This window comes from Gracilibacillus oryzae (genome assembly GCF_009498735.1).
Taxonomy (GTDB): domain Bacteria; phylum Bacillota; class Bacilli; order Bacillales; family Amphibacillaceae; genus Gracilibacillus; species Gracilibacillus oryzae.
The window spans coordinates 47,335-61,263 of the sequence record NZ_ML762435.1; the positions used below are offsets into that span (position 1 = coordinate 47,335).

The 13,929-nt window shown below is 39.9% G+C and carries 14 protein-coding genes and 2 riboswitches; of the genes, 1 reads left to right on the forward strand and 13 read right to left on the reverse strand.

All coding sequences use genetic code 11. The features are described from left to right. Positions 1–22: 22 nt before the first annotated feature. The 11 genes from purF to F9U64_RS14610 form a co-directional block, all read right to left on the reverse strand. Positions 23–1,435, reverse strand: a complete 1,413-nt coding sequence (gene purF, locus F9U64_RS14560) for an amidophosphoribosyltransferase (RefSeq protein WP_153405089.1) — start codon at positions 1,433–1,435, stop codon at positions 23–25. Beyond that, the gene (gene purL / locus F9U64_RS14565) at positions 1,411–3,639 is read right to left on the reverse strand and encodes a phosphoribosylformylglycinamidine synthase subunit PurL (RefSeq protein WP_153405091.1); all 2,229 of its coding nucleotides are present in this window, start codon (positions 3,637–3,639) and stop codon (positions 1,411–1,413) included. The genes purF and purL overlap by 25 nt, the downstream gene beginning before the upstream one ends. Beyond that, a complete protein-coding gene (gene purQ / locus F9U64_RS14570) occupies positions 3,623–4,306 on the reverse strand; it encodes a phosphoribosylformylglycinamidine synthase subunit PurQ (protein ID WP_153405094.1) in 684 nt (227 codons plus the stop codon). The genes purL and purQ overlap by 17 nt, the downstream gene beginning before the upstream one ends. Then, entirely contained in the window at positions 4,303–4,554 is a 252-nt protein-coding gene (gene purS / locus F9U64_RS14575) for a phosphoribosylformylglycinamidine synthase subunit PurS (protein WP_153405097.1), read from the reverse strand. Before purS ends, purQ begins: the two co-directional genes overlap by 4 nt. Further along, positions 4,554–5,264 (reverse strand): phosphoribosylaminoimidazolesuccinocarboxamide synthase, encoded by a 711-nt coding sequence (purC, locus tag F9U64_RS14580; RefSeq protein ID WP_153405100.1) that lies wholly within the window; start codon positions 5,262–5,264, stop codon positions 4,554–4,556. The genes purS and purC overlap by 1 nt, the downstream gene beginning before the upstream one ends. Before the next feature lie 12 nt (positions 5,265–5,276). After that, positions 5,277–6,572: an adenylosuccinate lyase gene (purB, locus tag F9U64_RS14585; protein ID WP_153405103.1), complete on the reverse strand. Its 1,296-nt coding sequence runs from the start codon at positions 6,570–6,572 to the stop codon at positions 5,277–5,279. Positions 6,573–6,585: 13 nt separating this feature from the next. Further along, positions 6,586–7,716, reverse strand: coding sequence for a 5-(carboxyamino)imidazole ribonucleotide synthase (gene purK / locus F9U64_RS14590; protein ID WP_153405107.1), 1,131 nt, complete (start codon positions 7,714–7,716; stop codon positions 6,586–6,588). After that, the gene (gene purE / locus F9U64_RS14595) at positions 7,703–8,194 is read right to left on the reverse strand and encodes a 5-(carboxyamino)imidazole ribonucleotide mutase (RefSeq protein ID WP_153405110.1); all 492 of its coding nucleotides are present in this window, start codon (positions 8,192–8,194) and stop codon (positions 7,703–7,705) included. The genes purK and purE overlap by 14 nt, the downstream gene beginning before the upstream one ends. A 197-nt stretch (positions 8,195–8,391) precedes the next feature. After that, a riboswitch (purine riboswitch) is annotated at positions 8,392–8,490 on the reverse strand. Positions 8,491–8,573: 83 nt separating this feature from the next. Further along, on the reverse strand, positions 8,574–8,759 hold the full coding sequence (locus F9U64_RS14600; RefSeq protein WP_153405113.1) for an NETI motif-containing protein: 186 nt from the start codon (positions 8,757–8,759) through the stop codon (positions 8,574–8,576). Then, positions 8,737–9,333 carry a DUF2179 domain-containing protein gene (locus F9U64_RS14605; RefSeq protein WP_153405116.1) on the reverse strand — a complete coding sequence of 199 codons (597 nt, stop codon included), beginning with the start codon at positions 9,331–9,333 and terminating at the stop codon, positions 8,737–8,739. Before F9U64_RS14605 ends, F9U64_RS14600 begins: the two co-directional genes overlap by 23 nt. 207 nt (positions 9,334–9,540) lie before the next feature. After that, positions 9,541–9,729: a hypothetical protein gene (locus tag F9U64_RS14610; RefSeq protein WP_153405119.1), complete on the reverse strand. Its 189-nt coding sequence runs from the start codon at positions 9,727–9,729 to the stop codon at positions 9,541–9,543. Between the two features lie 349 nt (positions 9,730–10,078). Here F9U64_RS14610 and F9U64_RS14615 point away from each other — a divergent pair, with 349 nt between their 5' ends. Further along, entirely contained in the window at positions 10,079–10,507 is a 429-nt protein-coding gene (locus F9U64_RS14615; protein ID WP_153405121.1) for an Hsp20/alpha crystallin family protein, read from the forward strand. Between the two features lie 30 nt (positions 10,508–10,537). Here the strand turns inward: F9U64_RS14615 and F9U64_RS14620 are convergent, their stop codons facing one another. Further along, positions 10,538–11,842 carry an NCS2 family permease gene (locus tag F9U64_RS14620; RefSeq protein ID WP_153405123.1) on the reverse strand — a complete coding sequence of 435 codons (1,305 nt, stop codon included), beginning with the start codon at positions 11,840–11,842 and terminating at the stop codon, positions 10,538–10,540. A gap of 116 nt (positions 11,843–11,958) precedes the next feature. Continuing rightward, a riboswitch (purine riboswitch) is annotated at positions 11,959–12,061 on the reverse strand. Between the two features lie 265 nt (positions 12,062–12,326). Beyond that, positions 12,327–13,847, reverse strand: a complete 1,521-nt coding sequence (gene guaA / locus F9U64_RS14625) for a glutamine-hydrolyzing GMP synthase (RefSeq protein WP_407647331.1) — start codon at positions 13,845–13,847, stop codon at positions 12,327–12,329. Between the last annotated feature and the right edge of the window lie 82 nt (positions 13,848–13,929).

The window sequence follows — 13,929 nt, forward strand, 5'->3', positions numbered from 1 at the left end:
TTTTTCTTATTTGCCGATCACTTTAATCTTTATAAGCAGGAATCACTGTATCTGGGTAAATCTCCGTTGGATAGTTTCCTGTAAAACATGCCTGGCACACCCCATGGTCATTCACATCACGATCAGCGACAATTGATTTTTCCAAGCCTTCTGTTGATAGAAATGCCAAACTATCTGCACCGATAATTTCACGAATTTCTTCGACTGTATTGCTTGATGCAATCAATTCCCCTTTTGTTGAGGTGTCGATCCCATAATAGCAAGGATTCTGGATTGGCGGTGACGCGATTCTGACATGGACTTCTGTTGCACCAGCTTCTTTCAGTAAACGAACGATCCGGCGACTGGTTGTTCCACGTACGATCGAATCATCTACCATTACGACACGCTTTCCTTCCACAATTCCGCGCACAGCTGACAGCTTCATTTTTACCCCTTGTTCCCTTAATTCCTGGGAAGGCTGGATAAATGTACGCCCGACATAGCGATTCTTAATCAAACCAAGCTCGTAAGGAATACCTGTCTCTTCAGAAAATCCAATTGCTGCAGAGATACTGGAATCAGGAACTCCTGTGACTACATCTGCAATAACAGGCGCTTCTTCAGCCAACTGTTTCCCCATTGTTTTCCTGCTTGCATGAACATTCAATTCGTTCAAATCACTGTCTGGCCGTGAAAAATACACATATTCCATCGAGCATAATGTACGCTGCAGTGGTGAGGTAAACTGGGATGTCCGAAGTCCATCTTCATCAATCGCAATTAATTCACCAGGACGCACTTCACGTTCATACGTTGCGCCTATTAAGTCAAAGGCACAAGTTTCTGATGCGAAAACATAAGCATCACCAAGACGACCGATCGATAATGGACGAAGCCCGCGTGGATCCAGCCCGATAAAAAGCTGATCTTCTGTTAAAACAGCGAAAGCATAAGCACCTTTTATCATACTCAGTGCTGAACTGATTGCTTGTTCAATTGGAAGATGACCACTTCGCTTTACAAGATGGGCGATTACTTCTGTATCTGAAGTTGTTTGAAAAATACTGCCTTGCGCCTCTAACTGTCCTTTTAATGCATGAGCATTGACAAGATTACCATTGTGAGCAAGTGCCATACTGTTTTTCTGTGAACGGAAAACCAGTGGCTGAACATTCTCATAGCCGCCGCCACCCTGTGTTGCATAACGAACGTGACCGATAGCTGCATGACCTTTTAGTCTGGAAAACTCTGCTTCTGAAAACACATCATTTACAAGGCCAACACCTTTATGCAGATTAAGCTTTTCACCATCTGTTGTTACAATACCTGCACCTTCCTGCCCGCGATGCTGGAGGGCATGAAGGCCGTAATAGGTCATTTCGGCCGCTTTTTCATGTCCCCAGATCGCAAATACGCCACATTCTTCATTTAAGCCTTTGATTTCAGCAAGCACGGGATAGCTCCTCTCCACAACTGTTGTAATGCCTCAATCTCTTCATTGATGACTTCTTCTGTTCCATTGGAAACAACTAATTTGCCTTGATTCGACACTGTGCCAAGATAATGAGCATTTTCCACCGCTTGTTCAAATGCCTGACGGTCAGCTTCTTTTACAGATACAACAAAACGTGATTGCGATTCACTGAATAATGCTGCTGTAAGTTCGCCTTCCACAGCGATGTTCGCTCCAAAACCTTTTCCAGTAAACAAGCTTTCCGCTACAGCAACAGCAAGTCCGCCTTCAGAAATATCATGTGCAGAAACGACAAGTCCTGAGCGAATCGCTTCTAACAACTCGCTCTGACGTTTTGCTTCCACCTCTAAATCAATCGCTGGTGCTTTTCCGAAATAACGTCCTTCCAACACATTCTGTAATTCACTGCCGCCGAATTCCGCAGCTGTTTCACCAATTACGTAAATCGCATCACCTTCATTTTGGAAATGAGATGGAGTAATATGGGAAACTGACTCATGCAATCCAACCATCCCTACAATCGGTGTTGGGAAAATTGCCTGACCATTTGACTCATTATATAAAGAAACATTTCCACTGATAACAGGTGTATCAAGCTTTAGGCAGGCTGCACTCATACCATCAACACTTTTCTCCATTTGCCAGAAGTTCTCTGGTTTATCCGGGTTACCAAAATTCAAACCATCTGTGATTGCCAAAGGTTTCGCACCAGATGCGACAATATTACGAGCTGCTTCTGCTACCGCGATCTGACCGCCAACTTCCGGATCTAAATGAATGTAGCGGGAGTTACAGTCAATTGTCATCGCAAGTGCTTTGTCATAGCCGCGCACGCGAAGAACCGCCGCATCAGAACCTGGTGAGAATACTGTATTTGCCTGTACCATGGAATCATATTGATCATAAACATATTCCTTGCTTGCAATTGTCGGCTGCTGCAGCAATTTCTTCAACATATCAGCATGACCCGTTACATTCGGAGCATATGCTGGCATGTTTTGATATTCTTCATAAAATGCTGGCACTTTTGATTCTTTATGGAAAATTGGTGCATCTTCTGCCAAGCTGTCCACAGGAATATCTGCAACAACTTCGCCTTTGTGCAGCAGGCGGAAACGTTTATCGTCCGTAACTGTTCCAACAGCTACAGCTTCCAGATTATATTTTCGGAAAATATCGATAATTTCCTGTTCTTCCCCTTTTTTCACACATAGAAGCATACGCTCTTGTGATTCAGAAAGCATCATTTCATATGCTGTCATATTTGCCTCACGCTGAGGAATATCATCTAAATTCATTTCCATTCCCATGCCAGCTTTACTTGCCATCTCACTCGCAGATGAAGTAAGACCAGCTGCACCCATATCCTGAATTCCAACTAAAGCAGGAGAATGAATCACTTCTAAACATGCTTCAATCAAGAGTTTTTCCATAAAAGGGTCCCCAACTTGGACGTTGGATCGTTTGCTTTCTGTCTCTTCTGATAAATCCTCTGAAGCAAAAGTTGCCCCATGAATACCATCACGGCCTGTTTTGGAACCAACATACATGATTGTATTGCCCAGCCCTGAAGCAATACCTTTTTGAATATCTTTCGTATCAATCAATCCAACACACATTGCATTGACTAATGGGTTGCCTTCATAAGAATCATCAAATTGAACTTCTCCGCCGACTGTTGGGACACCAACACAGTTACCATAGCCTGCAATCCCGTGAACAACTTCTTCAAATAAATACTTCACACGATCTGTTGTTAAATTACCGAATCTTAAAGAATTTAATGATGCAATCGGGCGAGCACCCATTGAGAATACATCACGGATAATCCCGCCGACACCTGTTGCAGCACCTTGGTATGGTTCTACTGCTGATGGGTGGTTGTGACTTTCTACTTTGAAAACAACCCCTTGCCCATCACCAATATCAACAACACCTGCACCTTCACCAGGTCCCTGAACTACCTGCTTTCCTTCTGTCGGAAACTTTTTCAGTAGCGGCTTTGATGTTTTGTAACTGCAATGCTCTGACCACATAACAGAGAAAATACCAATCTCAGTGAAATTCGGGCGACGACCCATAATGTCTTTAATCATGTCATACTCTTTATCTGTTAAACCCATTTCACGATAGACTTTATCTTGTTCTACCATTTCTGGTGTAATCTCAGGCGCCTGCAACATATGTTTCCCTCCAGTTTTTTAACATTGATTGAAATAGCTTTAATCCGTCCGCACTGTTTAAAATCGCCTCAACCGCACGTTCAGGGTGTGGCATCATTCCAAGTACATTGCCACGCTCATTAGTAACACCGGCAATATCTGCAGCAGAACCATTAGGATTGTTTTTATAGGTGAAAACGATCTGATTATTGTCTCTTAAACTAGCAAGCGTTTCTTCATCACAATAATAGTTTCCTTCCATATGGGCGATAGGAATAGAGATTACTTCGCCTTTTTCATAGTTTGATGTGAAGATAGTTTCATTGTTTTCGACAACTAAATCTTCAAAATGGCACATGAATTTTAAATTTTTATTACGCATTAATGCACCTGGCAAAAGGCCTGATTCCACTAAAATCTGGAACCCGTTACAAACGCCGAGAATCGGCACTCCAGCTTCTGCTTTCTCACGCAATTGTTCGACAACTTTGGAAGTAGATGCAATTGCCCCACAGCGTAAATAGTCACCATAAGAGAATCCGCCCGGGATAAGGATGGCGTCATATCCGTCTAAATTGGCATCTTTATACCATAACATATCTGCTTCTTCGCCAAGGGCTTCTTTCGCAGCATAATACATATCACGATCACAGTTAGAGCCTGGGAATACTACAACAGCAAACTTCACTGAGTAACACCCTCCTCCACTGTATATTCATAGTTTTCAATGACTGGATTGGCTAATAGTTTATTGCAAATTTCCTCAATCTTTTGTTCAATATTGGCATCATCTTCTACCGTCAGCTCCAAATATTTCCCAACACGCACTTCCTGAACAAATTCATAGCCTAATCTGTTTAAAGATCCTTGCACAGCTTTTCCTTGTGGATCAAGGACACCCTCTTTTAATGTTACATGCACTTTTACTAATTTCATTATAATGCCTCCAGTCTTGTTAAAATATTGTCATATACTGTTACTAAATCGCCTAAGTCCTGGCGGAACACGTCTTTATCCATCTTCTCACCTGTCGAAAGATCCCATAATCTGCAAGTATCTGGGCTCACTTCATCTGACAGAACGATCTCCCCTGATGCATTGCGTCCGAATTCGAGTTTGAAGTCAACAAGCTGCAAATTGATGTCTTTGAAAAAAGCTTGCAATTTTTCATTTACCTGAAGTGCCATTTGTTTAATTTGCGCAAGATCTTCTTCTGTTGCATCAGATAAGATCAATGCATGCGCATCATTAATCAATGGATCACCAAGTTCATCTTTTTTATAGAAAAGTTCCACAAGCGGCGGATTGAAGACTGATTTCTCTTCAATCCCGATTCTTTTTACAATACTTCCAGCAGCCACATTGCGCACAACAACTTCAAGCGGGATAATCGTTGTTTTCTCAACAAGCTGTTCTGTCTCATTTAGTGCTTTTTTAAAATGACTGTTCACACCATTTTTGTGCAGATATTCAAACACTTTGGCGGAAATCAAATTATTGTAACGACCTTTTCCTTCAAATTGAGCTTTCTTCTCTCCATTAAAAGCAGTCGCATCATTTTTATAGGAAAGTACAAGCAGCTGCTCATCATCCTGTACTGTAAAAACCTGTTTCGCTTTTCCTTCATATAACAGCTTGTCCTTCATCTCAAACACTCCTTATGCTAAACCGATTTTTTTGAAAATTTGATCAACATTTTTTAAATGGTATGTGTAATCGAAGCAATCATCGATCTGTTCTTTCGTTAACGTGCTTGTAATCCGATCTTCCTGTTCGATCAATTCACGGAATGGTGTCGCCGTTTCCCATGCTTTCATTGCATTCGGCTGTACCATATCATAAGCTTCTTCACGGCTCATGCCCTGATCAATAAGTGAAAGCAATACACGCTGAGAGAAAATAACGCCATACGTACGATCAATATTGCGTTTCATATTCTCAGGGAATACTGTCAGGTTCTTCACGATATTACTGAAACGATTTAACATATAATTAAGTGCGATAGTCGCATCTGGCAAAATCACACGCTCTGCTGAAGAGTGGGAAATATCACGTTCATGCCATAAAGAAACATTTTCATAGGCTGTTACCATATAGCCACGGATCACACGAGCCATACCTGTCATGTTCTCAGATCCGATTGGGTTACGTTTGTGCGGCATTGCTGATGAACCTTTTTGTCCTTTTGCAAAAAATTCTTCCACTTCACGAGTTTCTGTTTTTTGCAGACCACGAACTTCTGTCGCAAATTTTTCGATGGAACTAGCGATCAGGGCAAGTGTTGACAAGTATTGGGCATGACGGTCACGCTGTAATGTTTGCGTCGATACAGGAGCTGCCTGCAAGCCTAACTTTTCACAAACGAATTCTTCTACAAATGGCTCAATGTTCGCATATGTTCCAACAGCACCGGAAAGCTTTCCTGTTTCAATCACTTTTGACGCTGCATCAAAGCGTTCGAGGTTACGTTTCATTTCTTCATACCATAATGCCATTTTTAAACCAAATGTTGTCGGTTCTGCATGGACACCATGTGTACGTCCCATCATTACCGTATGTTTATGCTCAATTGCTTTGTCTTTTAAAATATCAATAAAATTAACGATATCACGGCGGATGATCACATTCGCTTGTTTCAGCATATAAGAAAGAGCTGTATCGACAACATCTGTTGACGTTAAGCCGTAGTGAACCCACTTTTTCTCATCACCTAAAGTTTCCGATACGGCGCGAGTAAATGCGACAACATCATGGCGAGTCTCTTGTTCGATTTCCAAAATACGATCAATATTGAAAGATGCATTCTCACGTAATTTCTTTACATCTTCTTTTGGAATGACACCAAGCTCACTCCATGCTTCACATGCCAGTATTTCTACTTCCAGCCATGCATTAAAGCGATTTTCCTCTGTCCAGATCTTGCCCATTTCTTCTCTTGTATAACGTTCAATCATTTAATTGTGCCTCCTAATTTTCTTCGATTATCTTTTTTTCTACTAAATCATGATATATGTTAATGGCATTGTCCCCAATAAAAGTAGCATGCCCCATTTTTCTTAATGGCTTGTTTTCTTCTTTTCCGTACATATGAAGGTGTGCTGTTCCGACTTCATCCAGTCTGGTGAAAAACGGCTCCACATCTTTTCCTAACAAGTTAAACATCACGGCACCGCCATGAGAAAATACTGGTGCAAGCGGCAATCCGCAAATCGCGCGAATGTGCTGTTCAAATTGGGAGACATTGCATGCTTCGATCGTATAATGTCCCGAGTTATGCGGGCGAGGTGCTAGTTCATTGATTAAGATTTCCTCACCAGTTACGAACATTTCAATTGCAAATGTGCCAACAACACCGATTGTCTCTGCGATTGCTTTGGCTGCTTGCTTTGCCTTTGCTGCAATGCTTTCAGAAACGCGAGCTGGTGCAATGGTTGCATGTAAAATATGGTCACGATGAATGTTTTCAGCTACTGGAAAATAACTGATCTCCCCTGCTGCTGATCTTGTGAAAACAATCGAGATTTCTTTATCAAATGGAACCCATTTTTCTATAATCAACCTGTCTGCTGATTCAAGCATCTCTGCTGCTTCCTGCAAATCAGATTCATTTGTCAGTTTCACCTGACCTTTGCCGTCATAACCGCCACGGCAAGTTTTCGCAACAGATGGATAGCCGATTTTGTTGGCAGCATCCTTTAATTCCTGTTCTGAGGTTACAATCGCAAATTCAGCAACAGGCTGGCTGCTTTCGACCATTGCCTTCTTCTCTAATTCACGATCCTGGGTTACTTTCAATGAATTGGCTCCCTGAGGTAATATCCCTTTATCTTCAAGGATTTGAGCTGCTGTCAGGTCAACATTCTCGAATTCATATGTGACAACATCTGATCTTTCACTAAGCTGCTTAACAGCATCAAGGTCGTCATATGCAGCAACAATCTGATCATCTGCTACTTGTGCTGTCGGGCAGTCCGGCGTCGGGTCGAGAACAATCACTCTGTAACCCATATGCTTTGCTGCAGTTGTCATCATTCGCCCTAATTGTCCACCGCCAATAATTCCAATCGTAGATCCGAATAATAATTTATTGTTCTGCAAGATCTTCCCTCATTTCTGCTACTTTCTCCCGCATTTGCTGTTGATAACTGGCCAAAGTCTCCGCAACTTTTTCATCAAAGGCTCCGATCATTTGTGCTGCCAGGATGCCTGCATTTTTTGCCCCGGCGTTGCCAATTGCTACTGTTGCAACAGGGACACCACCAGGCATTTGCACAATGGATAAAAGGGAATCAAGTCCATTTAAGCTTCTTGTCTGAACAGGAACACCAATGACAGGTAATGTTGTCTTCGCTGCAACCATTCCAGGCAAATGTGCTGCACCGCCTGCTCCCGCAATAATAACTTTCAAACCTTTCTTTCTTGCTTGTTCTGCATATTGGAACATGTCCTCAGGCGTTCTATGTGCAGAAATGACTTCCTTTTCATATTCGATACCAAACTCATCTAATATGTCACAAGCATGTTTCATTGTCTCCCAATCTGAAATGCTTCCCATTATTACCCCAACTTGTGCCATTGTTTCCCCTCTTTCTTCTATATTAAATGTATGAAAAAAATAAAAACCTATCCAATCTCCATTATTATAAGAGAAGATGAATAGGTTTTTCATAATCGTATACTCAACCTTTCTATCTATAATCTCTTTTCAGGAGATATATCGAAAAAGTTTTCACAATTTTCGTATTCACCCGATGATTATAGAGTTAGAAAGTTACAAGTTACATCTTCCCTCATAGTCCATCATTTACGGTGACAGGTAGAAACTGCTGGGCCTTATTCCCAAATTATATGAGGATATTATTTTTAATTGTTAGATTACTTAACTGCACTTCTATGATAACAAGCAGCCATCATTTTTGTCAATAAAAAATCGAACGTTAAATTAATAAACTAATTTAACGTTCGTGTTTTAATAAAATCGCTTCAAATTGAATATTCTGTTCGGCTGGCTCTATTCCATTATCTGTCTCTTCAAAAACAGGTTTCTCTATCCTTCTTACCGGTTGATAGCCTTCCTGTTTTATTCTGTTTAAACAGTCATCAATTGTTTCATTTTTCTCAACTTGGAAAACTTTCTTCATCTGCTGCCCGCTTTTGTTCTTCTTTTTCGACACTTTTAATAATCTTTCCTTTCTTCACCTTCTTCACCCAGAAACCGCCATGTATCTGCTTCGGTTCATAGGCAATAATAAAGGCTTTAGGATCAATTGACTTAATCGTTTCATATAAATGCAATTCATATTTTCTTGGTGATAAGATCTGCATGGACAATCTGTCACCATCCATTCCATAAGCATACCAGCTTGTGACACCATATCCTTTGTCCCTTAATTGCCGTGTGAAAGAGATATCAGGATTGGAGGAGATCACATTAACTGTTATATACCCTAAGGCAAGTTTTTCCTCTATCATAGATCCTACAATAACACCTATCCCATATCCAAGTCCATATGCCACTATGTTCTGAATCTCTCCCAGGTTATCTAACACTATCCCTAATCCTACTGTATATATAACAATTTCCACTGTTCCAATAACAGCGGCAATATATCTTCTGCCCTTTAGTGTTAAGATAACTCTTAATGTAGAAAGCGAGACATACACTATATTAATTGCCATGATAATGACAACCATGACAAATGCATTTTCTAACAAAACTTCCCCTCCCAGCTTCCCCTATTATTTAATCAGTGGGAATTCCTTGCTTTTCGCCGTCTCATTTTACCATACAAAATTGACCGATACTAGCAAAAAAATAAGCAACTACTTTTATAATCTGCCCTGTTATAAAGAAGGTAAACATGAATTATAGATTGAATAAGGAAAACTGGGGAAAGCTTGGCAAACTATAGTGCATGATTTCTATAAGTGGAAGACTTTCTTTTCATATTCTATATGAAGCTGTTTCAACTGTTTAATAATATCATCGGTTATTTTATGGAGTTTTTCTAATGGCACTTTTTCATCATTATAACGAAGACTATTGTTTATTTCTTCTATTAATGAATAGAAATTGTTCAATAATTGTTCTATTTGCTGATAGGTATCCATTTCTCGAATTCCTGGAATATAGGTCATCCACTAGACGAACCGATTTTAAATCAGTTTCGGTAATCTGTAACATTAGAATGAAATGCTGTATTTGTTCCCCTGTACCTTCTACTGAAACCATTTGTCCAGAAGTTTTATTAGTTTCCATACTCTTTTTTCTGAAAAGTAACGTCATTAAAATCACTCCTTATTTATACTGTCGCTTATACATGACTATTCAACTATTATAAGATAGTTCCTTTTGACTACCTGTGAGCATTGTCACAAAATGATTGGAACATACTTTCACGGTTAGCAGATCTCAACATATATTAAATTGAAACTTACCTACATATAAGGAGGGGTGAGAATGGATCCTTTTCAGCAAATGCATGATTGGAAAAATAACTTGGATCAGTTTTTCGGCGGAAACTTTTGGAATGATTTTGAACATATCGTAAAACCGCCAATTCCTGCGATTAATCTGTATGAATTAGACAATGAAATCATTGTCTATGTGAATTTACCAGGAGTTAGTGATCGGAAAAATGTGAACATTTACTTAGATGACAATGTATTGGAATTAAAAGGGGAAACTTTTCCAGTACAGCAAGGCGGAAAGCTGTTGAAGCAGGAAATCTTGCAAGGGGACTTTTCCAGAAGAGTTGAATTACCTTGTACTGTACGAAAAGATAAAGTGTCGGCTGTTTTGAAACATGGAGTAATGAGAATTCAATTGTTTAAATTAAGTGGGAATAGAAAGAAATTGAAGCAAATCAATTATGAAATAGAAGAATAAAGAGCCAGGCAAATTTACCTGGCTCTTTTTTTAATGTACAAATCCCAAATATAGAATAAACAGCACTGCTAACACCCACATAATTGGGTTGACTTCTTTCGCTCTGCCTTTTGCTAATAGCATAATAGGATAGAAGATAAAGCCGATCGCAATACCTGTTGCAATACTATATGCTAATGGCATGATAATAATCGTTAAAAAGGCAGGTACGGCAATCTCGAACTGATCCCATGGAATGTCTTTTAATGATGATGCCATCATGATCCCGACGATAATCAATGCCGGCGCAGTTACTGATGGTGTGACAATATTAAGAAGTGGCGAGAAAAAGATCGCTAGCAAGAATAATAGTGCCGTGATAACAGAAGCAAATCCTGAACGCCCTCCTGCTCCAACACCTGTTGCTGATTCCACATAAGATGTTGTGGTAGAAGTTCCTAAAGTTGCTCCTACTACTGTTGCTGCTGAGTCAGCAAATAATGCTTTACCTGCTTTTGGCAGTTTATTATCTTTCATTAAACCTGCTTTCGATGCTACTGCAACTAACGTTCCTGCTGTATCAAAAAAGTCAACAAACAAGAAAGTTAAGATAACAATTAACATTTGTCCTGTGAATACTTCACCGAAATGTGAGAATGCTGCTCCAAATGTCGGCGCAAGACTAGGTGCTGCACTAAAGACATCATCCAATCCTTGCGGCACAGGTACCTGATTAAAGAACATTCCAACAATTGCCGTAATAATCATTCCATAAAATACGCCACCCTTAACACCTAAACCGATTAAGACAACTGTAACGACAATTCCAATAATCGCCAGTAAAGTAGGTCCTGCTGTTACATCTCCTAATGCAACAAGCGTACTGTCATCTGGCACAATAATATCTGCATTTTGGAAACCGATAAATGCAATAAAAAGACCGATCCCTGCCCCTACCGCCATTTTTAATGTGGCAGGAATTGCATTAATGATATATTCGCGAACACCTGTAAATGTTAAAATAATAAAGATTAATCCTGAAACTAACACACCCGCTAAAGCTGTTTCCCAAGGGATCCCATTCACAATTACGACTGTATACGTAAAGAAAGCATTTAATCCCATCCCTGGTGCAAGAGCAATTGGATAATTCGCAAGCAAGCCCATTAATAATGTACCGATCGCTGCTGCTAATGCTGTTGCAACAAATACTGCACCTTGGTCCATTCCTGTTTCGGCAAGCATGGATGGATTAACAAATAAAATATACGCCATTGCAAGAAATGTGGTAAGACCTGCAACTGATTCTTTTCGATAATTTGTACCAAGTTTATCAAATTCGAAGAACTTCTTCATTTTATTATCTCCCCTTCTTTTCATACCAGAAGTAAGAAAAACTCCTTTAACCATAGCAGCTAAAGGAGTCTCTCATACAATTCAGAGATATTGCACTGAACGCAAAAAATTGCGGACAGAAAATATCTCCTCCTCGTAGTCAGAGCAATTAATGGTGCTCCGGTAGAGACTCTTGGGCCATATTCCCAACATTATACGACGGATGGTAAATAATAATATTAATAATTTCATTAATATCATACTAGGCTGTGAGAAAATAGTCAATAGCAAATCCGAATGTTTTTATAAAATCGCCAATTAACGTTCGACATCTTGGCAAATTATCTCACATACTTTTGTCGAACCTTCTTCGGATACCTTTAAATACAATTATTACAAGATATATGGAAAGTGTTTAAAAGACTTATCTAAGAAACCTCCACCGCTTTTCAAAATAAAAAACCCAAAAACATTATCATTCCATGTTTTTGGGTTTTCCCTTCTCTTATTCCCACTCAATCGTAGCTGGCGGCTTACTTGTCACATCATACAGCACACGGTTAATATGGTCGACTTCATTTACTAAACGAACCGAGATTTTTTCTAATACATCCCATGGAATACGTGCCCAGTCAGATGTCATCCCATCAATCGATGTTACAGCACGGATACCAATCGCATAATCATATGTTCTTGTGTCACCCATTACCCCAACACTGCGGATATCAGGTAATACCGTGAAATACTGCCAAATATCACGATCAAGTCCAGCTTTGCTAATTTCTTCTCTTAGAATAGCATCAGATTCACGAACAATTTCCACTTTTTCCGGCGTGATTTCACCAAGTACACGAATTCCTAAACCTGGGCCTGGGAATGGTTGGCGCCAAACGATTTCGTCAGGTAAACCTAGTTCTGTACCTAAAGCACGAACTTCATCTTTAAACAATGTGTTTAGTGGCTCGATCAATTGGAACTCCATATCTTCTGGAAGTCCACCAACATTATGGTGTGATTTGATCGTCTGTGCAGTTTCTGTCCCACTTTCCACGATATCTGTATAAAGTGTTCCTTGTGCAAGAAAATCCATATTCTCTAATTTCGCTGCTTCATCATCAAATACATAGATAAATTCATTACCAATGATTTTACGTTTCTGCTCAGGATCTGACACACCTTTTAACTTACTCAAGAAACGTTCCTCTGCATCCACTCTGATAATATTCATATGGAACTCATCACGGAATGTCTCCATAACCGTATCTCCTTCATTTTTCCGAAGCAGACCATGGTCAACAAAAATACATGTTAATTGGTCACCAATCGCTTTATGGATAAGGGCAGCAACAACAGAAGAATCAACCCCGCCGCTTAATGCACAAAGCACATTGCGGTCACCGACTTGTTCTCTGATCTTTTCCACTTCCATATCAATGAAGTTCGCCATTGTCCAATCACCAGAACATTTACTCACATTGAAGACGAAATTTTTCAACAAATCATTTCCATATTCTGAGTTACGAACTTCAGGGTGGAATTGCACTCCGTAAAATTGCTTATCAGGATTGCTCATTGCTGCAACTGGTGTTGATGAGCTTGTCGCTTCAATCTGGAATCCAGCTGGAGCTTGAATGATTTTATCACTATGACTCATCCAGACAACCTGCTTCTCTGGTGTTCCCTCAAATAAAATCGTACCCTCTTTTACATCAATTTCTGCTTTTCCATATTCACGCTCATTCGCACGTTCTACGACACCGCCAAAGTGATGTGTCATTAATTGCATTCCGTAACAGATTCCCAGTACAGGAATCTCCAGATCAAAAATTCTTTCATCACAACGGAAACTGTTTTCTCCATAGACACTATGAGGACCACCTGAAAGAATAATTCCTTTCGGGTTCATTTCCTTAATTTCTTCCACTGTTAAGCGGTGAGAATGCAGTTCACTGTATACACCAAACTCGCGGATACGGCGAGTGATTAATTGGTTATATTGACTTCCAAAATCGAGCACTAAAATCATTTCATTGTTTACTTCCAAGATTGTCCACTCCTTTTTATGTCACTAAAACAGAAAAACTGCCTTTCTTTTTCAAAAGCTTGTC

Bases quoted from the DNA above. Each gene is read 5' to 3' on its own strand.
- purL (WP_153405091.1), bottom strand. From the start codon at position 3,639: ATGTTGCAGGCGCCTGAGATTACACCAGAAATGGTAGAACAAGATAAA.
- F9U64_RS14620 (WP_153405123.1), bottom strand. From the start codon at position 11,842: ATGAAGAAGTTCTTCGAATTTGATAAACTTGGTACAAATTATCGAAAA.
- F9U64_RS14610 (WP_153405119.1), bottom strand. From the start codon at position 9,729: ATGGATACCTATCAGCAAATAGAACAATTATTGAACAATTTCTATTCA.
- purC (WP_153405100.1), bottom strand. From the start codon at position 5,264: ATGAAGGACAAGCTGTTATATGAAGGAAAAGCGAAACAGGTTTTTACA.
- purB (WP_153405103.1), bottom strand. From the start codon at position 6,572: ATGATTGAACGTTATACAAGAGAAGAAATGGGCAAGATCTGGACAGAG.
- F9U64_RS14615 (WP_153405121.1), top strand. From the start codon at position 10,079: ATGGATCCTTTTCAGCAAATGCATGATTGGAAAAATAACTTGGATCAG.
- purS (WP_153405097.1), bottom strand. From the start codon at position 4,554: ATGAAATTAGTAAAAGTGCATGTAACATTAAAAGAGGGTGTCCTTGAT.
- purE (WP_153405110.1), bottom strand. From the start codon at position 8,194: ATGGCACAAGTTGGGGTAATAATGGGAAGCATTTCAGATTGGGAGACA.
- guaA (WP_407647331.1), bottom strand. From the start codon at position 13,847: ATGATTTTAGTGCTCGATTTTGGAAGTCAATATAACCAATTAATCACT.
- F9U64_RS14600 (WP_153405113.1), bottom strand. From the start codon at position 8,759: ATGAAGAAAGTTTTCCAAGTTGAGAAAAATGAAACAATTGATGACTGT.